Origin of the sequence: Pseudofrankia saprophytica (assembly GCF_000235425.2) — a bacterium.
Lineage (GTDB): Bacteria > Actinomycetota > Actinomycetes > Frankiales > Frankiaceae > Pseudofrankia > Pseudofrankia saprophytica.
In genome coordinates this window covers 6,823,035-6,849,759 of sequence record NZ_KI912266.1, presented here as the reverse complement: position 1 = coordinate 6,849,759, position 26,725 = coordinate 6,823,035, and the positions used below count along the sequence as shown (strand labels likewise).

General features: G+C 73.5%; 17 protein-coding genes. 14 read left to right on the top strand and 3 right to left on the bottom strand.

Features of this window, described 5'->3' with window-relative positions:
• Positions 1–95 precede the first annotated feature (95 nt).
• The 10 genes from FRCN3DRAFT_RS0228870 to FRCN3DRAFT_RS0228820 all read left to right on the top strand — a co-directional run bounded on the left by FRCN3DRAFT_RS0228870 (position 96) and on the right by FRCN3DRAFT_RS0228820 (position 16,775).
• Positions 96–1,493, top strand: coding sequence for a bifunctional folylpolyglutamate synthase/dihydrofolate synthase (locus tag FRCN3DRAFT_RS0228870; protein ID WP_007517689.1), 1,398 nt, complete (start codon positions 96–98; stop codon positions 1,491–1,493).
• 303 nt (positions 1,494–1,796) lie between these two features.
• Complete coding sequence (gene ndk / locus FRCN3DRAFT_RS0228860) at positions 1,797–2,210, top strand: nucleoside-diphosphate kinase (RefSeq protein ID WP_007517687.1); 414 nt, start codon at positions 1,797–1,799, stop codon at positions 2,208–2,210.
• 792 nt (positions 2,211–3,002) lie between these two features.
• Entirely contained in the window at positions 3,003–4,037 is a 1,035-nt protein-coding gene (locus FRCN3DRAFT_RS0228855) for a rod shape-determining protein (protein WP_007517686.1), read from the top strand.
• 508 nt (positions 4,038–4,545) lie between these two features.
• Positions 4,546–5,427, top strand: a complete 882-nt coding sequence (gene mreC, locus FRCN3DRAFT_RS0228850) for a rod shape-determining protein MreC (RefSeq protein WP_007517684.1) — start codon at positions 4,546–4,548, stop codon at positions 5,425–5,427.
• A complete protein-coding gene (gene mreD, locus FRCN3DRAFT_RS0228845) occupies positions 5,424–5,978 on the top strand; it encodes a rod shape-determining protein MreD (protein ID WP_007517682.1) in 555 nt (184 codons plus the stop codon). Before mreC ends, mreD begins: the two co-directional genes overlap by 4 nt.
• Before the next feature lie 34 nt (positions 5,979–6,012).
• Positions 6,013–8,337, top strand: coding sequence for a penicillin-binding protein 2 (mrdA, locus tag FRCN3DRAFT_RS46865; RefSeq protein WP_007517680.1), 2,325 nt, complete (start codon positions 6,013–6,015; stop codon positions 8,335–8,337).
• A gap of 428 nt (positions 8,338–8,765) precedes the next feature.
• Positions 8,766–9,998, top strand: a complete 1,233-nt coding sequence (gene rodA / locus FRCN3DRAFT_RS0228835; RefSeq protein ID WP_007517678.1) for a rod shape-determining protein RodA — start codon at positions 8,766–8,768, stop codon at positions 9,996–9,998.
• Between the two features lie 21 nt (positions 9,999–10,019).
• Positions 10,020–12,035: a TIGR03960 family B12-binding radical SAM protein gene (locus FRCN3DRAFT_RS0228830; RefSeq protein WP_007517676.1), complete on the top strand. Its 2,016-nt coding sequence runs from the start codon at positions 10,020–10,022 to the stop codon at positions 12,033–12,035.
• A complete protein-coding gene (locus FRCN3DRAFT_RS0228825; protein WP_007517675.1) occupies positions 12,016–12,801 on the top strand; it encodes a TIGR03936 family radical SAM-associated protein in 786 nt (261 codons plus the stop codon). The genes FRCN3DRAFT_RS0228830 and FRCN3DRAFT_RS0228825 overlap by 20 nt, the downstream gene beginning before the upstream one ends.
• A 113-nt stretch (positions 12,802–12,914) precedes the next feature.
• Positions 12,915–16,775, top strand: coding sequence for a ribonuclease E/G (locus FRCN3DRAFT_RS0228820; protein ID WP_007517673.1), 3,861 nt, complete (start codon positions 12,915–12,917; stop codon positions 16,773–16,775).
• A 43-nt stretch (positions 16,776–16,818) separates the two neighbouring features.
• Here FRCN3DRAFT_RS0228820 and FRCN3DRAFT_RS46860 read toward each other — a convergent pair whose 3' ends face one another.
• Positions 16,819–17,352, bottom strand: a complete 534-nt coding sequence (locus FRCN3DRAFT_RS46860) for a hypothetical protein (protein ID WP_007517671.1) — start codon at positions 17,350–17,352, stop codon at positions 16,819–16,821.
• 479 nt (positions 17,353–17,831) lie between these two features.
• Between FRCN3DRAFT_RS46860 and rplU the strand changes: the two genes are divergently transcribed.
• The 4 genes from rplU (at position 17,832) to proB (ending at position 21,567) form a co-directional block, all read left to right on the top strand.
• Complete coding sequence (rplU, locus tag FRCN3DRAFT_RS0228810) at positions 17,832–18,149, top strand: 50S ribosomal protein L21 (protein WP_007517669.1); 318 nt, start codon at positions 17,832–17,834, stop codon at positions 18,147–18,149.
• A 5-nt stretch (positions 18,150–18,154) separates the two neighbouring features.
• Positions 18,155–18,424 carry a 50S ribosomal protein L27 gene (gene rpmA, locus FRCN3DRAFT_RS0228805; RefSeq protein WP_007517668.1) on the top strand — a complete coding sequence of 90 codons (270 nt, stop codon included), beginning with the start codon at positions 18,155–18,157 and terminating at the stop codon, positions 18,422–18,424.
• A 300-nt stretch (positions 18,425–18,724) separates the two neighbouring features.
• Complete coding sequence (gene obgE / locus FRCN3DRAFT_RS46855) at positions 18,725–20,449, top strand: GTPase ObgE (RefSeq protein ID WP_007517666.1); 1,725 nt, start codon at positions 18,725–18,727, stop codon at positions 20,447–20,449.
• A gap of 2 nt (positions 20,450–20,451) precedes the next feature.
• Positions 20,452–21,567, top strand: a complete 1,116-nt coding sequence (proB, locus tag FRCN3DRAFT_RS0228795) for a glutamate 5-kinase (RefSeq protein WP_007517664.1) — start codon at positions 20,452–20,454, stop codon at positions 21,565–21,567.
• Positions 21,568–22,001: 434 nt separating this feature from the next.
• On the opposite strand, the gene FRCN3DRAFT_RS0228790 is transcribed toward proB, so the two are convergent.
• Together FRCN3DRAFT_RS0228790 and FRCN3DRAFT_RS0228785 are read right to left on the bottom strand one after the other, a co-directional pair.
• Positions 22,002–25,250, bottom strand: coding sequence for an AAA family ATPase (locus FRCN3DRAFT_RS0228790; protein ID WP_027141038.1), 3,249 nt, complete (start codon positions 25,248–25,250; stop codon positions 22,002–22,004).
• Positions 25,250–26,719, bottom strand: a complete 1,470-nt coding sequence (locus FRCN3DRAFT_RS0228785; protein WP_007514045.1) for an exonuclease SbcCD subunit D — start codon at positions 26,717–26,719, stop codon at positions 25,250–25,252. The genes FRCN3DRAFT_RS0228790 and FRCN3DRAFT_RS0228785 overlap by 1 nt, the downstream gene beginning before the upstream one ends.
• Positions 26,720–26,725: the final 6 nt, after the last annotated feature.

Here is a 26,725-nt window from a genome sequence, read left to right as displayed (position 1 = left end):
CGCGCGCGAGATGTGGCGGTCGACGGTGGCCGCGTCGGCGCTCGGCGGGCCGGCGCCCGGCGGGGCGGCGGGGTATCCGGAGATAACCTTCGTGCGTGGTGGACAACGGGCGAGACGGCCGGCCGGCGAGCACGAGGGGCGGTTCCGACGGGGCCGCGGGCGGCGGCGGGGACACCGCGAGGGACGACCTGTCGCGGGTGGAGAAGGCGCTCGCCGGGCGGTTCCCGCATCGGATGATCCCCGACCTGGAGCGGATGCGCGACCTCGTCGACCTGCTCGGCCATCCCGAGCGTTCGTTCCCGGTCGTTCACCTGACCGGCACGAACGGCAAGACGTCGACGGCTCGGATGATCGACGCGCTGCTGCGCGGGTTCGGGCTGCGGCCCGGCAGGTACACCTCGCCGCACCTGGAGAGCGTCACCGAGCGGATCAGCATCGACGGGCACCCGGCCAGCGCCGAGGTGTTCGCGCGGGCGTTCGACGACGTGCTGCCCTACGTCGAGCTCGTCGACGGCCGGCACGCCGAGCGGGTCACCTTCTTCGAGCTGCTGACCGCCATGGCCTTCTCGGCCTTCGCCGACGCCCCGGTGGACGTGGGCATCGTCGAGGTCGGGATGGGCGGCACCTGGGACGCGACCAACGTCGTCGACAGCGTCGTGCAGGTGGTGACGCCGATCGGCCTCGACCATCCCGAGCTCGGCTCCACCGTCGAGGAGGTCGCCGCGGAGAAGGCCGGCATCCTGCGGCCCGGCGGCCTCGCCGTGCTCGGCACGCAGCCGCTGGGCGCGGCCCGGGTGCTCGCCGAGCGCGCCGCCGAGCTGGGTACCCCGCTCGCCCGGGAGGGGCTGGAGTTCGGGGTGGCCCGGCGGCAGGTGGCCGTCGGCGGTCAGATGCTGGCGTTGCGCGGCCTCGGCGGCGTCTACGACGAGATCTTCCTGCCGCTGCACGGTGAGCACCAGGCGCACAACGCCGCGTGCGCGCTCGTCGCCGTCGAGGCGTTCCTCGGTGGCGGGGCCGAGCCGCTGGACGTCGAGGCCGTCCGGGGCGGGTTCGCGAGTGTCACGTCCCCGGGGCGGCTCGAGGTCGTCCGCCGCTCGCCGACCATCGTGCTCGACGGGGCCCACAACGTGGCCGGCGCGCAGTCGCTGGCCGAGGCGCTCACCGACGCGTTCGCGTTCGACCTCGTCGTCGGCGTGGTCGGCCTGCTCTCCGACAAGGACGCGCTCGGCATGCTGTCGGTGCTGGAGCCGGTGTTCAGCTCCATCGTGGTCACGCAGAGCGCGTCGCCGCGGGCGCGGCCGGTCGACGAGCTCGCCGCGGTCGCCGTCGAGATCTTCGGGACGGACCGGGTGGAGGTCGCGCCACGGCTCGACGACGCGATCGAGGCGGCGGTACGGCTGGTGGAGGAGGACGCCGACCTCGGTGGTGGCGGCGTCGTCGTGACCGGCTCGCTGACCACCGTGGGCGAGGCCCGTCACCTGCTGGCTCGGTGAGTCCTGTGGTCGCCCGCCGCGCGTCCCTCGCCGTCCGATGATCGTCGCTTTTCGACCACTGTGGTCGGACCCGATCCGTTAGGCGGACCAGGTCCGCGGTCGGCCTGCCGGCGGGATGGAGGTCATGTCGCCGGCGCCGCCCAAATGGACGGTCGTAGGGCCCTGTAGGTTGGGCCGAGAGCGCTAGGGCCCCGGCCCCGGCGTGGATCACAACGCGACCTGCCGCAACGCGATCGGCCACAACGCGACCGGCACGGTGCGTTACATCCGCTCTGTCAACGATGACGCGAAATGAGGAGTCCAGTGTCCGCCGAGCGCACCCTCGTCCTGGTCAAGCCCGACGGCGTCAGCCGCGGCCTCGTCGGGGAGATCATCAGCCGTCTCGAGGGTAAGGGCCTCAGCCTGGTTGCCCTGGAGCTGCGCACGCTGGAGAAGTCCGTCGCCGAGACGCACTACGGCGAGCACGCGACCAAGCCGTTCTTCGGCGAGCTGGTCGAGTTCATCACCTCCGGCCCGCTGGTCGCGCTGGTCGTGGAGGGCCCGCGCGCGATCGAGGGCACGCGCGGCCTGATGGGCGTCACCGACCCGGTGAAGGCCGTTCCCGGTTCCATCCGCGGCGACTACGCCCTGGAGATCGGCCAGAACCTCGTCCACGGTTCGGACTCGCCCGAGTCCGCCAAGCGGGAGATCGACCTGTTCTTCCCGGGCCTGACCTGACAGCCCGGGCCTGACCTGACGGCCCCGCCGGGAGCTCCTCTCCCGGCGAATCGCGCCAGGACGTCGTGAACCCCCCGACGCCTGGATGTCGGGTTCCCCGTGGTGCCTGGACGTCGGGGTCCCCGTGGATCCGATCCGCCCCGGCGGATCGGATCCACGGGGCTATGCCGAGCCCTCTAGGCGCTGACCCGCGCCTTCCCGATCGATCCACGGGGCTATACCGGGTTGTCTGGACGCTGACCCCCGTCTTCCGGGTCGCTCTTCCCGGGTGAGTCGGCGCCGTGGTCCGGCGTGGCGTCCCGCCGGGCGGCCGGGCGGTTTGCGAGGGTAGGACCGGGTGTCGGCGGGCGGACCCGCCGGCCGGTGGCGGTGAGTCCGGAGGTGGTCGCGATGGGCGGCGAGGGCCGGGCTGGGCGGCGATGACCTGTCGGCACCATGGGTGACACGTCCTCGCTGGGGGGCGGGCTGTCGGTGGCGCGGTCTAACCTTTCAGGTGTCGCCATGGGGCACGCCGGACGCCCTGAATCGTCCCACGCGAGGCCCACCCGTCTACCGTAGAAAAGTAAATGCAGCTCCAATCCCGTGGTACCGGCGTCCCCCGGGCAAGCCGCGGCCAGCACGGTCAAGTAGAAGCCTGTATTACCGAAGTGAGTGATACCAAGCTAGAGCAGCATCCCGAAGTCCAAGAGCCTAAGAACCTTGATCTGTTCGAGGGCGGGCCGGCGGGCCCGGCGAGCCCGGGCTGAGCACGGTGGCGCCCAGGACCGCATCTCCGGGAGGGTCGGCCCGACGATGTCCAGTTCTTTGTCATTCCTCGGTCGTGACATGGCGGTCGACCTTGGCACCGCCAACACGCTCGTCTACGTACGCGGGCGTGGGATCGTGCTCAACGAGCCGAGCGTCGTCGCGATCAACACCACCACCACGGGCATCCTCGCGGTCGGCACCGACGCCAAGCGCATGATCGGTCGGACGCCGGGCAACGTCGTCGCGGTCCGCCCGCTCAAGGACGGCGTGATCGCGGACTTCGAGACCACCGAGCGGATGCTGCGCTACTTCATCCAGAAGGTTCACCGCCGCCGGCACTTCGCCAAGCCCCGGCTTGTCGTCTGCGTGCCGAGTGGGATCACCGGCGTCGAGCAGCGGGCCGTCAAGGACGCCGGCTACGAGGCGGGTGCCCGCCGGGTCTACATCATCGAGGAGCCGATGGCCGCCGCCATCGGCGCGGGCCTGCCCGTGCACGAGCCGACCGGCAACATGGTCGTCGACATCGGCGGCGGCACCACCGAGGTCGCGGTGATCTCGCTCGGCGGCATCGTGACCAGCCAGTCCATCCGGATCGCGGGCGACGAGCTGGACACGGCGATCATCTCCTACGTGAAGAAGGAGTACTCGCTGATGCTCGGCGAGCGGACCGCCGAGGAGATCAAGATGGCGATCGGCTCCGCGTACAAGGTGCCGGACGAGCCAAGCGCCGAGATCCGTGGTCGCGACCTCGTAACCGGCCTGCCGAAGACGATCGTGGTCACCGCCGAGGAGATCCGCAAGGCCATCGAGGAGCCGGTGAACGCGGTCATCGACGCCGTGAAGGTCACGCTGGACCGCTGCCCGCCCGAGCTCGCTGGCGACGTCATGGACCGCGGCATCGTGCTGACCGGCGGCGGCGCCCTGCTGCGCGGCCTCGACGAGCGGCTGCGCAACGAGACCGGCATGCCGATCCACATCGCCGACAATCCACTGCACTCCGTCGCCATGGGCTCCGGCAAATGCGTCGAGGAGTTCGAAGCCCTGCAGCAGGTCCTCATCTCCGAACCGCGTCGGCGGTGAGCAGGCGGGTTGGGGTGGACTCTGCTCGCCGCCCTCGGGGCGGCTTCGCCGAGGCCTGCTCACCAATATTGCTCCGGGGGGCGACCCCCGGACCCCCGATGTCGGGCTTCGCTCGACCTTAGGGGTCGTTGCGGTCAGGGGGTCGCGGTCAGGAGGGCTGGATCGTATTACTCCGAGGCGACCTCCGGGCCCTCGATGTCGGGCTTCGCGTGACCTTGGGGGGTCGTCCCTTCAGGGTCGCAGCGACCAGGGCCGAGCCGTGGGCGGGGTGACGTCGTTTTGTGTGACCGCGCCCGGTTGACGGAACAATTGGGCGCTGGTCGAACAACGTTTCGGAAAATCGCCGGGCGTGGGAACCCGGGGGTGGACTGGTTCGTCCGTGCCGGCAGGCGTTAAGCACCGCCGGGCGGGTCGCGAGCTGGCGCCGAGCCGCCCTGCGGGGCACGGGAATGTCGGGTCGGGCGATGTCCGGAATGGCGGCGTCGGGCTGGGACGGTGAGGAGATGTCGTGGGACGTGACCTGAAGCGTTCCCGGCTCGTCGTCGCGGTCCTGCTCGTCATCACCTTCGCGCTGATCACGATCGACTATCGGACGGGCGAGAGCTCCGGCGGGGCGCGCGGCGTCGTGCACACGGTCGTCGGCGGCGTCGAGAGCGGCGTGACCACGGTCGTGCGGCCGATCGGGCGGACGGCCTCCTCGCTGTTCCACCCGAACCGCTACCACGACCGTGCCGACGAGCTGGCCAAGGAGAACGCCGACCTGCGCCGCCAGCTCGCCGACGGGGACGAGGTCGCCCGGCAGGCGTCCGAGCTGTCCGCGCTGCGGCTGCTCGCGGACAAGGGCCAGTACACGATCGTCCCGGCCCGGGTGATCGCCGTCGGAGACGTCAGCGGCACCGACTGGACGGTCACCGTCAACGCGGGCAAGGCGGACGGCCTGGCCGTGGACAAGATCGTGGTCAACTCCAAGGGCCTGGTCGGCACGGTCGTCTCGCTGACCGACCACACCGCCGTCGTCCGGCTCTTCTGCGACCCGCGCAGCCGGATCGGCGCGAGGCTGGAGGGCACCCAGCTGCTCGGCTCCGTCGCCGGCGGGTCCGGTCCGAACAAGCTCGTCTTCACGCTGTACGACGCCTCGTACCGGGTGCGGCCCGGCGAGCGCCTCGTCACCTTCGGGAGCCTCGACTACGTCGCCGGCGTGCCGATTGGCGAGGTCACCAAGGTCACCGACGCGGACGGGCTGTCTAGGACGGCCGAAGTGAAGCCGTACGTCTCCGTCGGCACACTCGACCTGGTCGGCATCGTCGTCGGCAAGCCGCCCACCGACCCGGGCGACCGGGTGCTGCCGCCACGCACCGCGCCGGCAGGGGGAGGTGACTCGACCGGATGAGCGTCCAGCTGTTCGAGCCGGACCGCGAGGGCGAGGTCCACGCGCTGACGCTCGCCGCGCTCGCGGTGATACTCCTGGCTGCCGCGATCGCGCAGGTGAGCGTGGTGACGCGGCTGCCGCTGCCGGGCGGTCATCCGGACCTGGTGCTGATGCTGCTCGGCACCGCGGCGCTCCTGGAGGGGCCGGTCACCGGGGCGGTGCTCGGCTTCGTCGTCGGCCTGTTCGGCGATCTGATGTCCACCCATGTTCTCGGCCGGTCGGCGCTGGTGTGCTGCCTGCTCGGCTACCTCGTGGGCCTGCTCGCCGAGGCGACCGAGCGGTCGGTCGCGATCGCGCTGCTGGTCGTGTCCGGCGCGGTCGCCGGCGGGACGCTCGCGAACGTGGCCGTCGCCGGGCTGCTCAGCGACAACGCCGCCGGCACTCCCGGTCAGGCGTTCCTGCGCGCGGTGGTGGGGGCGCTGTACGCGGCGCTCCTGACCCCGTTCCTGTTCCCGGCCATGGCGGCGGGTGTGCGCCGGACCAGGCGGACGCGGTGGGTGAGGCGGCCGTGAGGGGCGGGGCGGCCGTGCGGGGCGGGGGGCGGCCGTGAACGACGGGATGCGCGTCCGCATCATCATCCTGCGGGTGCTCGCGGTGTCGCTGCTGGTGACGCTCGGCGCGCGGCTGTGGACGCTGCAGATCCTCGACGGCGACCACTACCGCAAGGTCGCCGAGACCAACCGGGTCCGGGAGGTCGTCACCCCGGCGCCCCGGGGCATGATCCTCGACGACCAGGGCGAGCAGCTGGTGCGCAACCGCAGCTCGCTGGTCATCTCGGTGAACCGCTCGACCACCGACCGGCAGGTCGACGGCGGCAAGGCGGTCTTCGCCGCGCTGTCGTCGGTGATCGGCATGTCCGTCGACGACATCGGGAAGAAGATCCGGTTCTGCGGGCCGAAGATCCCCCAGCCGTGCTGGAACGGCTCGCCCTACCAGCCGGTACCGATCGCCAAGGACGTGAGCCCCGCCCAGGCACTCGCGATCATCGAGCATCCCGAGCGGTTCCCCGGCATCACCGCCGACCTGCAGGCGGTCCGCGAGTACCCGTTCGGCTCACTCGCCGCTCACGAGCTCGGCTACCTCGCGCCCGTCAGCCAGGACCAGCTCGACCGGCAGGACGCCGACCTGAAGAAGCAGGGCAAGGACGCCGAGGCGACGCCAGGCGCGTACCACCTCAACAGCCTGGTCGGCGTGGCGGGGCTGGAGTCCGTCTACGACTCCGAGCTGCGCGGCGTCGACGGTGTGGAGGGGCTGGAGGTCGACCGGTTCGGCCGGGTCTCGGGCACCGCGTCGAACACCGCGCCCGTCCCCGGCGACCACGTCGTGCTCAACCTGGACCGCGGCGTGCAGGCCGCCGCCGAGGAGGCGCTGCGCTCGACCCTGGACAAGCTGCCGGGCGGGCAGCAGGCCCGGACGGCCTCCGCGGTGGTGCTGGACGTCAAGACCGGCGGTGTCGTGGCCCTGGTCAGCCTGCCGACGTTCGACCCGTCGGTGTTCGTCGGCGGGGTCTCCCAGCAGGACTACGCGGCCCTGTCCGACCCGGCCAACGGCATCCCGCTGCTGTCCCGGGCCTACCAGGGCTCCGGCGCCGTCGGGTCGACCTTCAAACCGGTGTCGACCTCGGTCGCGATGGCCAAGCTCGGCGCCAAGCCGAACCAGAACTTCGACTGCGCGCCGACGCTGCAGATCGGTGGCCAGACCTTCCACAACTTCGAGGGGTCGTCCGCGGGCCCGATCACCCTGCACCGGGCGCTGGTGATCTCCTGCGACGTGATCTTCGACAAGTTCGCCTACGACGAGTGGCTGCGCGACGGCGGGCTGCGCAACGGCAAGGGGCCGTACCCGCCGCCGGCGGAGAACTTCGTGAAGATGGCCGAGGCGATGGGCTTCGGCTCGCGCTCTGGCATCGACCTGCCGGGCGAGACTACGGGCAGCATCGTCGACCGGGACCAGGCGAAGGCCATCTGGGAGGAGCTGAAGGGCTCCTACTGCGAGCGGGCGAAGAACGGCTACCCGGATGTCAAGGACCCGGCGACGGCCAAGCGCTACCAGCAGTACGCCGCCGAGGCCTGCGCCGACGGCTATCTGTACAACGCCGGCGCGGCCGCGCAGTTCTCCATCGGCCAGGGCCAGTACCTGTCGATCAGCCCGCTGCAGCTGGCCGCGGCCTACGCGGCGATCGCCAACGGCGGGACGCTCTACGAGCCCCAGGTCGCCAAGGCCGTCGTCTCGCCGGACGGGAAGGTCGTCAAGCGGTTCGAGCCGGTGGTCAAGGGCAAGCTGCCGGTCCCGCCGGAGGTGCTGGCCTACATCCGCGACTCGCTGCACGGCGTGACCACCGAGGGCGGCGGCACGGCCACCGGCGTCTTCGCCGACTGGCCGAACAACGTCATCCCGGTCGGCGGCAAGACCGGCACCGCCGAGGTCGAGGGCCACGGCGACACGTCCTGGTTCGCCTCGTTCGCGCCGGTGAACGACCCGCGCTACGCCATCGTCGTCGACATTCCCGACTCCGGCACCGGCGCCACCTACGCGGCGCCGGCGGCGAAGGCGATCTACCAGGCGATCTTCGGTGTCGGCCGCCCGGCGGAGCTGCCCGGCGGCCTGCCGCCCGCGGACCTGCCGGCCGTGGGACGGGACGCGACGCTCGCGCCCGCCCCTGCGGACGCGACGGGTGGGGCAGCGGTGACTCCGGGACCAGCCGCGCTGGCCCCGCCGTCCGACGGCACCGGTCTTCCGTCCGGCGGGGGCGGGGCGCTCGTGGCGCCGACGGTCCTCGCCCCCGTGCCGTCGGTGAGCCCGGGCCCGTCCGGAAGGTCCGCCAGCCCCTCCGCCGGGCCGCGAGCGCCACCCGCGGGCACCGCCGGCTAGCCGGCGACCGTCCACGACGGCGCGAGGAGGACAGGTAGGCACTGGGCGACGGCGCGGAAACCGAGCCCACGAGCGACGCAAAGCGGCCCTCCCTCGGCGCCTAGCTGAGTTCGTACCGTTCATGCGCCACGCGACCGCGCTGGCCCGGAGGCGCGCCTCCGCGGAGGCCCGGCCCACGAGCGAAGCGAAGTGCCCCACAAACAGAGGCTGTTCGTGGGTTGGTGACGTTCAGCGGTGGGTGACCGTGCGGCGCGGAGGCGCGCCTCCGCGGAGGCCCGGCCCACGAGCGAAGCGAGGTGGGCCGGGCCGCAGCGAGGTCGCCGGAGCGCCCGTGAGCGGAGGAGGACGGCGCGCGGAGGTCCCTTCCCGCCGCGAAGCAAGGGAAGGGGCCGGAGCGCGCCGCCCGGACGGAGCGAACAGGAGGCACAGTGGACGAGCTGGGATCGACCGCGCTGCGGTCGTCACCGGTCGCGCTGCGCGGCCGGATCGGGCAGCTGCGCGACCGCGCCTCCGGTCGGCACTCGCCGCTGCGCCGGCTCGACTGGGTGCTGATGGGCGCCGTCCTGGCGCTGTCCGTGCTCGGCGCGCTGCTCGTCTGGTCCGCGACCAAGCAGCGGCTCGCGGACGCGGGCGCCGACCCGAACGTCTTCCTCAAGCGCCACCTGCTGAACCTGGCGATCGGCCTCGTGCTCGCGACCGGGGCGATGTTGCTCGACTACCGGCTGTTGCGGGCCTACGCGCCGTTCGTCTACCTGGGCTCGCTGCTGGGCCTGGTCGCGGTGCTCCTCGTCGGCAGCACGATCAACGGCGCGCACTCGTGGATCGTGCTGCCGGCCGGCTTCCAGCTGCAGCCGTCTGAGTTCGCCAAGGTCGCGCTGATCGTCGGCGTGGCGATGATCCTCGGCGAGAAGCGCGACAGCCGCGAGGGGGTGCGCTCGACCCACCCCGGTGACGTCGACGTCCTCGTCGTCCTCGCGCTCGCGCTGGTGCCCATCGGCCTGATCATGCTGCAGCCGGACTTCGGCACCGTCATGGTGCTGGTCTTCGTGATCCTCGGCATGCTGGCCGTCAGCGGCGCGCCGCGGCGCTGGGTGCTCGGGCTGCTGCTCGGCGGCGTGCTGTTCGGCGCGGCGATCCTGCAGTTCCACCTGCTCAAGCCCTACCAGGAGGCCCGGCTCACCTCGTTCGTCTCGGCCGACGCCGCCACCAACTCGACCACCGGCTACAACGTCGACCAGGCCAAGACGGCGATCGCCAACGGCGGGATTTATGGCCGTGGCCTGCTGCACGGCCAGCAGACCCAGGGGCAGTTCGTCCCCGAGCAGCAGACCGACTTCGTGTTCACCGTCGCCGGCGAGGAGCTTGGCTTCCTCGGCGCGGGCGGGATCCTGGTCGCGCTCGGCGTGGTGCTGTGGCGGGCGCTGTCGATCGCCAGCGCCTCCGACGACTCCTTCGGCGCGCTGGTCGGCACCGGGGTGGTGTGCTGGTTCGCGTTCCAGGCGTTCGTCAACGTCGGGATGACCCTGGGCATCATGCCGGTCACGGGCCTGCCCCTGCCGTTCGTCTCGTACGGTGGCTCGGCCATGTTCGCGAACATGCTGGCAGTGGGCCTGTTGCAGAACGTCCGACTCCGGTCGCGCACGGACCCGTATGCCCTCTGAGGACTGGGTAGGCTGGCACCCATGGCCGGACAGTCGCTGTTCCCCCGCCTGGAGCCGCTGCTGCCCAGGGTCCGCAAGCCCGTGCAGTACGTCGGCGGTGAGGGGAACTCCACCGTCAAGCCCTGGGAGTCCGCCGCCGTCCGCTGGTGCCTGATGTACCCGGACGCCTACGAGGTCGGCCTGCCCAACCAGGGCCTGCAGATCCTCTACGAGGTCCTCAACGAGCAGCCGGACGTGCTCGCCGAGCGCGCCTACGCGGTGCTGCCGGACCTGGAGGCGCTGCTTCGCGAGCACGACGTGCCCCAGTTCACCGTCGACGCCCACCGCCCGGTCGGCGACTTCGACGTCCTCGGCGTCAGCTTCGCCAGCGAGCACGGCTACACCAACCTGCTGACCGCGCTCGACCTCGCCGGCATCCCGCTGCACGCCGCCGACCGCGGCGACGGGCACCCGCTGGTGATCGCGGGCGGGCACTCGGCGTTCAACCCGGAGCCCGTCGCCGACTTCGTCGACGCCGTCGTCCTCGGCGACGGCGAACAGGCCGTCCTCGACATCACCGACGTGGTCCGCGCGTTCAAGGCCGCGGGCTCGCCCGGCGGCCGCACGGAGCTGCTCGCCCGCCTTGCGCGGCGTCGCCTCGTGTACGTGCCGGCGTTCTTCGACGTCACCTACGGCAGCGACGGCGCGATCGCCGCCGTCACCCCCAACCGCGACGACGTGCCCGCTCGCCCGGCCAAGCACACGCTGTCCGACCTGGACTCCTGGCCGTACCCGAAGACGCCGCTGGTGCCGCTCGCGGAGACCGTGCACGAGCGGATGAGCGTGGAGATCTTCCGCGGCTGCACCCGTGGCTGCCGGTTCTGCCAGGCCGGAATGATCACCAGGCCGGTTCGCGAGCGCTCGATCGACACGATCGGCGCGATGATCGACGCCGGCCTGTCGGCATCCGGATTCTCCGAGGTGGGGCTGCTGTCGCTGTCGAGCGCCGACCACAGCGAGATCGGCGAGCTCGCGACCCAACTCGCCGACCGCTACGAGGGCACGAACACGTCGTTGTCGCTGCCGTCGACCCGGGTCGACGCGTTCAACGTCACTCTGGCCAACGAGTTCTCCCGCAACGGCCGTCGCAGCGGCCTCACCTTCGCTCCCGAGGGCGGTTCGGAGCGTCTTCGCAAGGTCATCAACAAGATGGTCAGCGAGGAGGACCTGATCCGCACCGTCAGCACCGCGTACGCGCAGGGCTGGCGACAGGTGAAGCTCTACTTCATGTGCGGCCTGCCGACGGAGACCGACGAGGACGTGCTCGGCATCGCGAAGCTCGCCCGCGAGGTGATCAAGGCTGGTCGCAAGGCCAGTGGGCACCGTGACATCCGCTGCACGGTCTCCATCGGCGGGTTCGTGCCCAAGCCACACACCCCGTTCCAGTGGGTCGGGCAGGCGCCCTGGGAGGTCACCGACCAACGGCTCAAGCTGCTGCGGGACACCGTCCGGGCCGACCGGGAGATCTCCCGTGCCGTCGGGTTCCGCTATCACGACGGCCGGCCGGGGATCGTCGAGGGCCTGCTCTCGCGTGGCGACCGCCGGGTGGGCCGGGTGATCGAACGGGTGTGGCGCGAGGGCGGGCGCTTCGACGGCTGGAGCGAGCACTTCTCCTTCGAGCGCTGGCAGCGCGCAGCGGCCGCCGAGCTCGAGCCGCTGGGCGTCTCGCTGGACTGGTTCACCACCCGGGAGCGCCCCGAACGCGAGGTGCTGCCCTGGGACCACCTCGACGCGGGCCTCGACCGCGACTGGCTGTGGTCGGACTGGCAGGACGCGCTGCGCGGCGCGGTCGAGATCGACGACTGCCGCTGGACACCTTGCTACGACTGCGGCGTCTGCCCGACGACGGGCTCACAGATCGAGATCGGACCGACGCGCCGCACGCTGCTGCCGCTGACCCCGGTGCCGCCGCTGCCCGCGCGCGCGCCGGCCGGGGCCCCGGCCGCGATGGTGCCGGCGACGGGGCAGGAGAAGGCCCGTGCCGCCGCGGCGCCCTGACGGCCCGCCGCCGCCACCGCCGGTCGCGCGGGTGCGGCTGCGGTTCGCCAAGCGGGGCCGGCTGCGGTTCCTCTCCCAGCTCGACATCGCGCGCAGCTTCGAGCGTGGGCTGCGCCGCGCGCGCGTGCCCATGGCCTTCTCGGCCGGCTTCAGCCCGCATCCGAGGGTCTCGTGGATCAACGGGGTGCCCACCGGGGCGGCCAGCGAGGCCGAGTACGTCGAGCTCGCGCTCGTCGAGGACGTCGACCCGGAGGCGCTGCGGGTCGCCTTGGACGCGGCCCTGCCGCCTGGGCTCGACCTGCTCGCCTGCGTGCCGGCGGAGGGTGGTCCACTGGCAGACCGGATCGAGGCGTCCCGCTGGAGCGTGCGCCTGCCGGGCGTGCCGGCGGACGACGTCGCCCGGGCGCTGGACGCGCTGCTGGCTCGGGAAAGTCTCGAGGTCGAGCGCAAAACCAAGTCTGGCCGCGGCCTCGTCGACGTGCGGCGAGCGGTGATCTGCGGCGTTTGCCGTGCGGAGACGCGCGACTGTGCGATACTGGATGTGGTCGTGCGGCATACGACGCCCGCTGTGCGACCAGACGACGTGCTGACTGCCCTCGGAGTGGTCGCCGTTCCGCCGCTGACGTTCCCGGTTCCGCCGGAGCCAACCAGGCTCGAGCAGGGACTGGTCTGTGTGGGCGGGACGCTGACGGACCCGTTGGTCGCCCCTACCGGGGTGCCGAACCATAGCGAGACGGGCCGGTTGGCGGGTCGACTCACAGCTTGACGCCAGGGCGTCGCAGGATTACGGCGGTTTGTCCGCCGGACGAGACAGTGGCTTCTGCGCGGCCGCGACTGCCCTGAGGCAGCGCGCCCGGGAGCCCGGAGGCTTCATATCCCGTGCCCGACGACACTCAGATTCCCAGCGACGACAACCAGACAGCGACGACGGCGGAACAGCCCGCCCTCTCGCCTCGACGCCGTCGCGCGGCCGGCCGACCAGCCGGTCCTCCCAGCGAGCCATCCGTCGAGCTGCCCTTCGAGCAGCCTGCCGACGGCCTGGAGCCACCCACCGCCAGTGGGGCCCCGGTCGACCTGGACTCGACCGACACGCCGGCCGTACTGGCCACGACCGACCCGGAACCCGTGACCGACATGGAATCCGCGGACGAGGACGAACTCGACCCGGCGGCCGGGGCGGTCGTACCCGCCCCGGCCGGTGAGGCCGAGCCGCCGGCGCCCGCGAGCGAGCCCACCGAGGCCGTGGCGGAAACCAGCACGACGCAGGTCGATGTCGCGCCGGTCGCCGTCGCCCCGGTCGATACGCCGCCGGTCGACTCCGACCCGGCGGTCCAGGAGGCACCAGCCAAGGCACCCGGCCGGTCGCGCGCACGCCGCGCGGTCCGGGCCGTGCTCACGCCCGTCGCGCCGCTTCCCGAGTCGGAGATCACCGCTCCCGTCGCCGCGGCGCCGGCTGAGCCGTCGACGGCCGAGGCCGGCGCGCCGGCTGCCGGCGAGGCGACCGGCGAGGTCGAGCCCACCCCGGTCGAGGCGCCGGTACGGCGCCGAAGCCGGGCCGCCCGTCGCGGCGCGTCCACGCCGGCCGAACCGTCCGCCGAGACGGCACAGGCGCCAACGGCCGGGACGCCCACCGGGGCCGTTCCTCCCGCCGTGGGCGAGCCGACCGCGGCCGTGGCCCAGCCCGTCGAGACGCCGGAGATCTCCGAGCCGGCGGCCGAGGTGCCCGCCGAGGCCGAGCCGGCCGCCCCGGCGGCCAGGACGCGTCGTCGCGCCGCCAGCCGGCGCACCCGCGCCACCGAGGAGCCCGCGGCCGGCGAGGTGGCCGAGGCTGAGCCGTCGGCCCAGACCGATGTACCCGCCACGCAGGCACCTGCCGCGGAGGCACCCGCGGCGGAGGCACCCGCCGTCGAGACACCGACCGCCGAGGCACCGGCACGGACGGGCGGAGGCGGCCGGTCGGCCGCTCCGCGGTGGAGTGCCGGGTCGACCTTCTCGGCGGGATTCGACACCCAGGAGTCCACGCCGCGCGTGGCCCGCCGCCCGGTGACCGCGGTGACCTTCCAGGCACCCGACCTGGCCGCCCACGAGCCGCCGGCCCCCCGTGGCCGCGAACGCGACCGTGATCGCGACCGGGATCGTGACCGTCCCCGCGACGGGGAGCAGCGCCCTGACCGGGCGGCGCCGGAGGTGGCCGTCCGGGAGACCGAGGAGGCCACGGAGGCCGGCGACGAGCTCGTCGAGCTTGCCGTGCTCGAGACCGGGGAGACCCAGGAGCCCGAGGCCGCCGACGCTGAGGCGGGCCTGGAGGACGCCGACCTGGCCGGCACCCGCCGCCGCCGGCGCGGCCGGCGTGGCCGGGGCCGGGCGCGTGGCGACGAGGACGGCTTCGACACCACCGAGGCGGCCACCGCCGAGGCCGGTGAGGGCGACGCGGGGCAGCCCGCCGCCGAGGACGACGACGAGGCCGAGGACGACGAGGCCGACGAGCAGCTCGCCGCCGACACGGGCGACGAGGACGAGGACGACGACGGGCGGCCCGGCTCACGCCGCCGTCGGCGCCGGCGGCGCCGGGCCTCACCCGGCGGGGAGGAGACCTCGTCGTCTCCGGACGACCCGCCGAACACGGTCGTCCACGTCCGTGAGACGCGCCGCGACGACGACCTCGTCCGCGGGGTCAGCGGGTCGACCAGGCTCGAGGCGAAGCGGCAGCGGCGCCGGGAGGGCCGTGACATCGGCCGGCGCCGACCGCCGATCGTCACCGAGTCGGAGTTCCTCGCCCGTCGTGAGTCGGTCGAGCGCCGGATGCTCGTGCGCAACGCCGGCGACCGCACCCAGATCGCCGTGCTCGAGGACGGCGTCCTCGTCGAGCACTTCGTCACCAGGGCCAGCTCCGCCTCGTACGCGGGCAACGTCTACCTCGGCCGGGTGCAGAACGTGCTGGCCAGCATGGAGGCGGCGTTCGTCGACATCGGCAAGGGCCGCAACGCCGTCCTCTACGCCGGCGAGGTGAACTACGACGCCTCGGGGCTGGAGGGCCGGCCGCGCAAGATCGAGCAGGCGCTCAAGCCGGGCCAGTCCGTGCTCGTCCAGGTCTCCAAGGACCCGATCGGGCACAAGGGCGCTCGGCTGACCAGCCAGATCAGCCTGCCGGGCCGCTACCTGGTCTACGTGCCGGACGGGCAGAGCGCCGGTATCAGCCGCAAACTGCCGGACACCGAGCGGTCCCGTCTCAAGAGCATCCTCAAGAAGATCACCCCCGAGGACGGCGGCGTGATCGTGCGGACGGCCGCCGAGGGCGCGAGCGAGCAGGAGCTCGAGCGGGACATCGAACGCCTCGCGGCCCAGTGGGAGGACATCGCCCGCAAGGCGCAGAAGGCCAGTGCCCCGGCGCTGCTGTACGGCGAGCCGGACCTGGTCGTCCGGGTGATCCGCGACATCTTCAACGAGGACTTCACCGAGCTGCTGGTGCAGGGCTCGGGCGAGGCCGAGACCATCGAGAACTACGTCGACATGGTCGCGCCGGACCTGCGTCCCCGGGTCCGCCGGCACGTCGGGACGATCGACCTGTTCACCGAGTACCGCGTCGACGAGCAGCTGGCCAAGGCACTGGACCGCAAGGTGTGGCTGCCCTCCGGTGGCTCGCTGGTGATCGACCGGACCGAGGCCATGACGGTCGTCGACGTCAACACCGGCAAGTTCACCGGCAAGGGCGGCAACCTCGAGGAGACCGTCACCAAGAACAACCTCGAGGCCGCGGAGGAGATCGTCCGTCAGTTGCGGCTGCGCGACATCGGCGGGATCATCGTCATCGACTTCATCGACATGGTCCTGGAGAGCAACCGCGAGCTGGTGCTGCGCCGGCTCACCGAGTGCCTCGGCCGGGACCGCACTCGCCACCAGGTCGCCGAGGTGACCAGCCTCGGCCTGGTCCAGATGACCCGCAAGCGGGTCGGCCAGGGCCTGCTGGAGGCGTACAGCGAACCCTGCGCGCACTGCAACGGGCGTGGTGTGCTCATCCACCTGGACGGCCACCAGACGCCGCCGCCCACGCCCATCCCGGTGCCCCCGCTCCGGCGCGCCGGCCGGCGCGGCGCCATCCCCGCGCTCGCGGCCGCGACCCTCGGGGACGGCGAGCAGCCAGGCGTGGCTGAGAGCGACCTGGAGATCCCCGAGGCCGCTGGTCTCCCCGACGGCCACAGCGGGGTCGCCGGGCCAGGCGAGGCCGCGGTCGAGACCACGGGAGGCGCCGAGGCCGGCGCCTCGCGGGAAGGCGGCCGCCGGTCCCGGCGGGCCCGCCGGGCGACGAGCCAGGTCATCTCCGCGGACGTGGTCCCACCGGCGCCGACGGCCGCCCAGCAGGCGGAGCCGAAGCCGGCCCAGAGCACGTCGGCCCAGCCGGTGCCGGCCGCGGCCGGCACCGGCTGGCCGGTCGCCATCGCGACCGGCGACGACCAGGCCCGCCAGGCATCCGTCGGTGAACCGGCTGGCACCGGCTGGCCGGTGAACGGCGCGGCGGCCTACCCCCAGGGCCACCAGAACGGCGGCGCGCCCACCGGCGCCACCGAGGATGCGGAGCACGCCGCGCCGGGGGGGCCGACCGTGTTCGCCAACTCGGCCGATCCGGACAGCGCCTCCGTCGACGCGGGCTCGGCGGGCGGCCGTGGCCGTCGGCCGCGGCGGGCATCCCGCCCGGTGGCGAAGCCGACGGAGTCCGTGGAGGCCAGCGCCTCCGCCGAGTAGGGCCAGCGTTCAGCGCCAGTCAACCGACTGGCGCTGAACGGGACTAGGCGGCGTGGCGGGGGTGGCCGGTGGGGATCGGTGCGTCCGGCCGCGCCGGCCGCTGGCGGATGAGCGGCTCGTCGTGGCCGGCGGCAGCGCGGGTGTCCCGAGCATCGCCGGCCGTCCCGTCCGGAGGCGTCCGGTCACGGTCGTGGCCGGCGAGCGCGCAGCGGCCGGCTTCGACGAGCAACTGGTCCAGGGCCACCCGTGAACGGCGCAGCGCGCCGTCCACCGCGTCCCTGGCCTTGTCGTGGTCGCCGAGCTGCAGCGCGTAGGTCGCGACGACGAGCGTCTGCACCAGATCGTCCTGGTCACCCAGGCGCGCGGCCGCCTCGTTGCGACGCGCGGCGGCGGTCGCCGCCGCCAGGCGCACCGTCAGCGCCCGTCCGTGCAGCGTCGCCCAGCAGGCCACCGGCACCGCCAGGAGAGCGACCAGCGCGACTGCGCCGGCCACCCAGGTCGCCGTCTCCCACTCCATCTCGGTCATCCCCCGGCCGCCCTTCCCGCCCCCGCCGGACGTCTCCGTCGCCGAAACCATCGTTCCTCGGCGGCCGGGGTGGTGACCATGACACGTCCGGATCACCCGCCCGTGATCCCGCCCTAGGCACGGGGCCACCCGCCCGCGCCGGCCTCGTGTACCCATCCGGACTGGCTACCAGCGGAGAGCGGCCGGTATTGAGGCGGTACCGAGCCTGATGTTGGGCGGACGCCGCGCGCCGGCCGGGACGCCGCGCGGGCAACCGGCGTGGATGAGGCGGTGCCGGTCAGCACCTTTCGCCATTGGGCCTGTAGGGTGGAGCGACACGGGGTAGGTTTGGTGCCCACTCCGGACGGGCTTTGGCCAGCTCAACAAGATCGACTGAGCGTCGCGCGGGCCCCCAGGGTGACTCCGTTTGGGAGATCCGGGGTGGTTGCGCGACCGGTGTGGCCGGAGCGCACGGGCACTGGGCACCTGAGGAGATGAGCTCGCGCGGCGGCTTTCGAGGTGCGCGTGGGCCCCAGGAGCAGGGAGAACTGGTGTACGCGGTCGTTGCCAGCGGCGGCAAGCAGCACAGGGTCGCCGTCGGCGATGTGGTTGACGTCGAGCTTCTCCCCGGTGAGCCGGGCGTGGCCGTGAACCTTCCGGCGCTGCTGCTCATCGACGGTGAGTCGGTCACCACCGACAAGGACGCGCTCGCGTCCGTCGCGGTGACCGCCGAGGTCGTCGGCGTCGTCAAGGGTCCGAAGATCCGGATCCACAAGTTCAAGAACAAGACCGGTTACCACAAGCGGCAGGGTCATCGCCAGAAGTTCACCCGGCTGAAGGTCACCGGCATCGAGACCAAAGAGGCCTGATCGAGATGGCGCACAAGAAGGGCGCGAGCTCCTCGCGCAACGGTCGTGACTCCAACGCCCAGCGGCTGGGCGTGAAGCGGTTCGGTGGCCAGTACGTGAAGGCCGGCGAGATCCTCGTCCGCCAGCGCGGCACCCACTTCCACCCGGGCGCGCTCGTCGGTCGGGGCAAGGACGACACGCTGTTCGCCCTGGCCGAGGGCCACGTCCAGTTCGGCACTCGCCGCGGTCGCCGCGTCATCAACATCGTCGCCCTGGAGACAGCCGCCGCGGCCTGACGCGGGCTGACCTGGTCGGGTCACCCTTGTCGCCGACCTTCGGTCGGCTTCCCGGGTGACCAGATCAGGATGTCTGCTCCGGGGGGCGACCCCCGGACCCCCGATGTCGGGCTTCGCCCGACTTACCAGGGTCGTGGCGCGGGTTTACGCAGAAGCCGCGCCGGGCTGGCCAGATGCCCGGCGCGGCCTTCGGCATGTTCGCGGTTCACGAGAACACCGCGGGCGCGATGACACTCAGGCAACATCTGTAGGTAGCGCGTATTCCGTAGGTAGCGCGAAGCGATCGAAAGGCTCGGGACAGTGCCCACGTTCGTCGACCGGGTGATTCTGCACGCCGGTGCCGGGGACGGCGGGCATGGCTGCGCGTCGATCCACCGAGAGAAGTACAAGCCGCTCGGCGGTCCCGACGGCGGCAACGGCGGCCGGGGCGGCGACGTCAGGCTGGTCGTCGACGCCAGCGTGACGACTCTGCTCGACTTCCACTTCCACCCGCACCGCCGCGCCACCAGCGGCCGGCCGGGGCAGGGTTCGAACAAGAGCGGCGCCGACGGCGAGGACCTCGTGCTCCCCGTCCCCGACGGCACCGTCGTGCTCACCCCGGACGGCGAGGAGATCGTCGACCTGGTCGGCGCCGGCAGTGTGTACGTGCTGGCCCACGGCGGGCGCGGCGGGCGAGGCAACGCGGCGCTCGCGTCCGCCCGGCGCAAGGCCCCGGGGTTCGCGGAGCTGGGCGAGCCGGGTGAGAGCCTCGACGCCGTCCTGGAGCTGAAGTCGGTAGCCGACGTCGCGCTCGTCGGTTACCCGAGCGCCGGCAAGTCGTCGCTGGTCTCGGTGCTGAGCGCCGCCAAGCCGAAGATCGCCGACTATCCGTTCACGACGCTGGTGCCGAACCTCGGCGTCGCCCAGGCGGGCGACCTGCCGCCCTACACCGTCGCGGACGTACCCGGCCTGATCCCAGGCGCTAGCCAGGGTCGCGGGCTGGGGCTGGAGTTCCTCCGCCACATCGAGCGCTGCTCGGTGATCGTGCACGTCCTGGACTGCGCGACGCTGGAGTCCGACCGCGACCCACTCTCCGACCTCGACGTGATCGAGGCGGAACTGGCCTCCTACTCGGCCGATCTCGCTGGCAGACCGCGGATCGTCGTCCTCAACAAGATCGATGTCCCGGACGCCCGGGACCTCGCCGAGATGGTCACCGCCGACCTGCGGGCCCGCGGCCTCGAGGTCTTCTCGATCAGCAGCGCGACCCGGGAGGGCGTGCGGCAGCTGTCGCTGTACCTCGCCGGGATGGTCGCCGAGCATCGCCGCGCGTCGCCGGTGGCGTCGGCGACGCGGATCGTGCTGCGCCCCCGCGCGGTCGACGAGCCCGACTTCGCCGTGCGCGCCGTCGGTGACGGATTCGTCGTCACCGGCGCGAAGCCGCTGCGCTGGATCCGCCAGACCGACTTCACCAACGACGAGGCGATCGGCTTCCTCGCCGACCGGCTCAGCCGGCTCGGCGTCGAGGCCGAGCTCGCCCGGCTCGGCGCGGAGCCGGGGGCCGAGGTCACGATCGGCGATGTCACGTTCGACTGGGAACCGACGCTGTCCGGTCGCGGCGCCCTCGCCGGCTACGCGGCGGCTCGCGCCGACGAGGAGACCGGCGCGGTGGCGACCATCGGTGGCACCGCCGGCCGCGGGCGCTCGGCCGAGCAGCTGCTCGGCCCGCGCGGCAGCGACGACCGGCTGCGCACCTCGGTCCGGCTGACCCGCGGCGAGCGGCTCGCCCGCGCGGCCCGGCGGCTGACCGACGTGGACGAGGTGGAGTCCGTGTTCGAGGACGCCCTGGGCGGCGTCGTCGTCGACGAGGACGGTGTGGTCACCCGCGCAGGCGAGCGGGACGCGGGCTGGGACGACGCCGCCTGGAGCGGCGACGACCAGGAGCGCGACGACGAGGATGCGGACGGCGAAGACAGGGACGACGAAGGCAGGAACCACGAGGACGCGGCCGGCGGCCGGTCTGGCGGGGCGGGGGACGAGGGGTAGGCGTGCGTTCGTTCGTTGAGCACGCGCAACGGGTCGTCGTCAAGGTCGGGTCGTCGTCGCTGACGACCGCCGCCGGCGGGCTGGACGCGGACCGGCTCGAGGCGCTCGTCGCGGCGGTACGCCCGCTCGCCGGGCGCCGGCTGGTGCTGGTGAGCTCCGGCGCGATCGCCGCCGGGCTCGCCCCGCTGGGGCTCGCGCGCCGGCCGCGCGACCTCGCCACCCTGCAGGCCGCGGCGAGCGTCGGGCAGAGCGCGCTGGTGCACCAGTACGCGGAGGCGTTCCGGCGTTCGGGTCACCAGGTCGGCCAGGTGCTGCTCACCGCGACCGACGTCATCCGGCGTACTCATTACCGCAACGCCCGCACCGCGCTCGACCGGCTGCTCGAACTCGGCATCGTCCCGATCATCAACGAGAACGACGCCGTGGCCACCCAGGAGATCCGCTTCGGCGACAACGACCGCCTCGCCGCGATCGTCTCCCATCTCGTCTCCGCCGACCTGCTGGTGCTGTTGTCCGACGTGGACGGGGTCTACGACGCGAACCCGCGGCTGGGGCCGGCGAACCTGGTGCGTGACGTGCGGTCGGACACCGATCTGGCGGGCCTGTCCGTCAAGGGCGCCGGCGCGGCCGGTGTCGGCACCGGCGGGATGGCGACGAAGATCGGCGCGGCCCGGATGGCCGCGTCCGGCGGGGTGACCACGATCGTCACGTCGGCGGCGCTCGCCGCGGCCGCGCTGACCGGTGAGGAGGTCGGCACGGTCTTCCACCCGACCGGCCCGCGCCGAGCGTCCCGGCTGCTCTGGCTACAGCACGCGACCGCTCCCCAGGGCCGGCTGCACCTCGACGTCGGCGCGGTCGCCGCGGTCGTCGACCGCCGGGCGTCGCTGTTGCCCGCCGGCCTGACCGCCGTCGACGGCGACTTCTCCGCCGGCGACCCGGTCGACCTCGTCGACCCGTCCGGCCACCCGGTGGCGCGCGGCCTCGTCGCCTTCGACGCCGCGGAGCTGCCCAGCATGCTCGGCCGCGGCACCGCCGAGCTGGCCGCGGACCTCGGGCCCAGCTACGAACGCGAGGTCGTCCACCGCGACGACCTGGTCCTCCTCCTGCGCACCCGCTGACTGGCCGCACAAAACGAGGGCCGCCGAAGCGGGCCTTGCCAACCTCGGATCAGGACAAAAAAACAGAGGCCCGCCGAAGCGGGCCTCGACCCAGCGACCTAGATCCCTGGGGGGTGTAGCTAGCCTAGCAGAAGTGAATCCTCGTCCAGCGGCGCGGCGGAGTAGAGCGCTTCGTGGAACCTATTTCGGCAACTGAGACCCTCGACGTTGGCCCGATGCCAGTTTCCAGCGATCCTCCGCGACGCTGATGGCCGCGCGATCCGAAAGCCTGACGACTGGTAGATGCCGTTGCGGACATCCTTCGCCCCACGTGATCACCGCGTACGTGTTGTCGTCGTCGCGGATGCGGCCAGATCACGACCCTGACAACACGTCGGCGACGATCAAGGCCGGGGCAGACGTTGGCGACCGCGACAGCAGCTGCCGACCGCCGGTCAGGTGGTCGTGTCGACGGTGCTGCCGTTTGGGCCCTTGTGGACCTGGATCTGGGTGGGGATGCGGAGGCGGAGGTCGGCCACGTGGCTGACGACACCTACCAGGCGGCCGCCGGAGCGGAGCTCGTCGAGGACGTTCATGACCTCGTCGAGGCTGTCGGGGTCGAGGGTGCCGAAGCCCTCGTCGATGAACAGCGCGTCGATGGCGTGGCCGCCGGACTCGGCGCTGACTACGTCGGCGAGCCCCAGCGCCAGCGACAGCGCGGCCTGGAAGGTCTCGCCGCCGGACAGGGTCGCCGTCGGGCGGGAGCGGCCGGTCCAGGCGTCCTCGACGAGCAGGCCGAGGCCGGCCCGTCGCCGCCGGTCGCGGCGCTCGCCGGCGTCGTGGACGAGGGTGTAGCGCCCGCCGCTCATCACCGACAGCCGCCGGCTCGCCGCCTGCGCGACCTCCTCCAGCCGAGCGGCCAGCACGTAGCTCGACAGCGGCATGCCGTGCAGGTTGCCCCCGCGCCCGGTGGCAAGCTCGGCGAGCGCGCGCAGCTGGTCCGCCGTGGTCCTGCGCGGCGCCAACTCCGCGTACGCGCCGGCGTACTCCTCGACCAGCGCCGCGAGCCGGCGGGACCGCTCGGTCGCGGTCGCCACGGCCGCCAGCGCGTCCTCGTGCGCCGTCCTCGCCTCCTGGGCGGCGCGCTCGTGCTGTTCCAGCGGGATCGGCGCGTCGTCGGTGATCCCGGCCAGCTCCGGCGCCTCCAGGCGGGACTGGACCTTGACTCGTTCCTCCCGGTGAGCCTGGATGCGCGCCTGGGCATCGGCCAGCCAGGTGGTGTCACGGACGGCGGCCAGGGCATCCGCCGGGCCGGCGAAGCCGGCCTCCGTCGCGGCGGCGGTCGCCGCGGCCTCGGCCCGCCGGGCTTCACCCGCCGCCCGGGCGGCCGTGAGCACGGCCTCCCGCGCCGCCTCGCACCTGCCGGCGAACGCCGCCACGGCGTCGACTCGCTGCGCGAGCCGGGCGCGGTCGCGCAGCGGGTCCGGAACCTTCGCCAGCGCCCTGGCGGCCCGGTCGCGGGCCGCCGCGGCGCGCAGCCCGGCCTGGCGTTCCTCGGAGCGATGGGTCGCGAGGTCCGCGTGCGCGGCGGTCTCGGCGCGCGCGAGTTCGGCGAGCTCCGCCTCCGCGCCGGCAAGGTCGCCCGCCGTCGTGGCCGCATCGGCCGCGGACGCCGCGAACGCGCGCGCGACCGCCGCCAGCTCGGCGGCACTGCCCTCGGCCGGCCCCGGGCCGTCCCCGGCGGAAAGGCCGGCCGGGTAGGCCGCGGTGTCGGCGCCGTCGGCCGGTCCCGCGAGCAGCACCGCCTCGTCGAGCAGGGTGCCGCGCAGCTCGCCCAGCAGTTCCTGGACCGCGCCCGCGCCCGCGTCCGCGCCCGCGGCGGCCGGCTCGTCGGCGCGCAGCGCCTCCGGGGCGCGCAGCAGCGTCGCGCGCAGAGTGCGCACCTGCCCCGTCAGCCCGGCGACGCGTCCCTGCGCATCCCGCGCCGCGGCCTCGCGCCGCGAGGCGTCCTCGTCGGCGGCCCGTTCGTCGTCCTTGTTGACGTGGTCGGCGCGGACCTCGGCCGGGTCGGGGTGGGCGAGCGAGCCGCACACCGGGCAGGGGGCGTCGTCGGCGAGGGCGGCGGCCAGCTCGGCGGTGATCGCGTCGAACCGCTGCTGGCGCAGCTCGGCCGCGCGGGCGCGGGCGCGGACCGCGACGGCCTGGGTGTCGCCCGCGGCGAGAAGCGCCGCCTGCCGGGCGCGGACGGCGTCGGCGAGGTCGGCCAGCTGGTCAGCGCGCTCCGCGAGCGCCGGGGCGATCCGCGCCGCCTGCCTGGCCCGTTCGACGCGGGCCTGCGCGGTCTGGCGGACGGCGGGGAACGTCGTCTCGATCTCGGTGACGCGGACCTCGGCGGCCTGGGCGTGGATGAGGGCGTCCCGGTCGGCCGCCGCCACCTCCCGCTCGGCCTCGTCGGCGGTGGTGAGCGCGAGCGCCAGCACCTCAAGCCTGCCTGACTCGGTATGCGCATGCGCGGCGAGCCAGCCCAGCCCGTCCGCGTCCGCGTCGGGGCTGGCGCGCAGCTGCCCGGCCGGCTCGGGGGTCACGTCAAGGGACGGCACGGCGGCGGCGTCGAGCGCGGCGCGGGCCGCGGCCTCGTCTCGGGTGGCTCGGCCGGCCTCGTCGGCCCGCCCGGCCGCGTCGGCGACGGCCCGGCTGACCGCACCGGCCCGGCCCGCCGCGTCCAGTTCCGCGGCGAGGGAGCTGATCTCAGGTGCGAGCTCGTCGAGCTGGAGGAGCCGGGTGCGCAGGAGGGTCCGATCCTCGGCTCGCCGCGCCGCCTCACGGGTCGTGGCCAGCTGGTGGTCGGCGAGCTCGCGGGCCCGCGCGGCGGCGTCGCGGCGCGCGGCGGCGGATATCTGCCCGGCACGGGCGGCCTCGGCGAGGGACGCCACCCAGCCGGGCCCTGACCGTTCATCGGTGCCGCCCGGCGTCGCGTCGTCCCGCCACTCGTCGGCCGGCAGGCTGTCCTTCGGCCGATCGTCGTCCGGGTGGCCCTCCAGGCCGGCGGCTTCGATGATCTTCGCGTGGACGCGGTCGAGGGACTGGCGGGCGACGTTGTAGTCGTCGGTTGCGCGCTTGGCGCGGTCAGCGAGCCACTGTTCGACCCGCTCGAACAGGCCGACGCTGAACAGCTGCTTGAGCAGCGCCTCGCGGGCGTCGTTGTCGGCGTGCAGGAAGTCGGCGAACCGGCCCTGGGGGAGCATGACCACCTGGAAGAACTGTTCGGGCTTCATCCCGAGGTGCAGGCTGATCTCCAGGCCGACGTCGTCGTTACGCGTGGCCTCGGTCCGCCAGCCTGATCCGGTCCACTTCTCCAACGTCGCCTTCGGGTGCTCCCGCTGCGTGCCGGTGCCGCGGCGCTTCGGCCGGTCCCACCCGGGGGAGCGGGTGACGCGGAAACGCCCGGCCGGCACCGAGTACTCCAGCCGCACCCGCGGGGCCGCGTCCGCGGCAGCGTGGTGGGAGCGCAGGTCGCGCACGCCGCGCAGGCCGGGGACGGCGCCGTAGAGCGCGAAGCCGAGCGCGTCGAGCAGCGTCGTCTTCCCGCCGCCCGTCTCGCCACACAGCAGCACCAGGCCGCCCGCGCCCAGCTGGTCGAGGTCGAGCTCCACGACGCCGGGAAAGGCGCCGAACGCGGTCAGCTCGAGGCGATGCGGGCGCATCAGCCGGCCTCCGCCGCCATGGCCGCGAGCCGGGCCTCGGTGAGCGCGGTGGCGAGCAGCTCGCGTTCGGCCTCGGTCGCTGAGGTGCCGCGGGCGAAGCCGACGAAGTCGGCGGCGACGTCGAGGTCGTCGCGGCCACGGGTGCGCCGCGCGAACGAGCCGGTGTCGGCGGCGTCGGCGTCCTCCGGTTCGTGGCGCAGGACCAGGGTGCGCGGGAAACGCTCGCGCAGCGCCGTCATCGCGTCCATCGGGCGGGCCTGGTCGGTGAGCACCGCGGCGATGAAGTCGTCGGCGTGCTCGCCGTACTCCAGCCGGGTGAGCAGGTCCGCGAGCCGGCCGCGAAGGATCGTCATCCGCCGTCGCGTCGGGACGGGGATCGCCTCCACCCTGGTCAGGCCGGCCGGGCCGAGCTCGGCGAGCAGCGTGGCCTTCGCGTCACCGGCCTCGGAGAACGAGTACGCCAGCGGTGAGCCGCTGTAGCGCACCTGCTCCCTGTCCTGGACTCGCTGCGGCCGGTGCAGGTGGCCGAGCGCGGTGTAGGTGATGCCGTCGAACAGCGACGCCGGGACGTGCGCGATGCCGCCGACACTGATGTCGCGCTCGCTGTCGCTGCCGGCGGCGCCGGTGACCCAGGCGTGCGCGACGACGACCGATCTGGCGCCGGGATGGCCGGCCAGGTCGGCCCGGACGGCGGCCATCGCCCGGCGCATCGTCGCCGCGTGGGACAGCGGCGCCGCCCGGCCCCGGCCGGCGGCGGCCGGGCGGCGCGCCGGAGCGGGTATGAGGCTAGGCGCCAGCTCGTCGTCGTCGAAGAGCGAGACCATGCCCGGGAAGGGCGGTTCGGCCGGCCCCTCGGCGACCGCCAGGGGCGCCAGTCCGGCCGGGACCCCCGCGGCGTCACCGGTCGAGGCCCGGTAGCCACCCCGCTCGTTCGCCAGAGCACTGAGGCCGGCGTCCGGGCCGGTGCCGTGGCCGGCGGTGTCAGCATCGGCGCCCTGGCCGGCTGGTCCGTCGCCTGGGGCGTCGACCTCGGGAAGGGCGACCTCGGGAAGGAGGTCGGCGACGGCGGCGGGCTCCAGGTAGGGGATCGGGTACACCCGCACTGGGCCGAACCGGTCCTCGACCACGACGGGCGTCGCGAGCTCGGCGGGGTCGGTGCGGATGCGGACGCGAGGGTCGAGCAGCCCGGCCTTGTCACCCAGGCGCGCGGGCGCGTCGTGGTTGCCGCTGATGACCACCACGCGGGCGCCGGTGTCGCGCAGCCGGGACAGCGCCTCGTCGAACAGGCGCAGCGCGCTCAACGGTGGGATCGCCCGGTCGTGCACGTCGCCCGCGACCACGACGAGGCCGACGCGCTCGGCGCGGGCCACGTCCACGAGGTGGTCGACGAACGCGGCCTGCGCGGCGCCGAGGTCATACCCGTGCAGGCCGCGCCCGAGATGCCAGTCGGACGTATGCAGGACGAGCATGTCCCC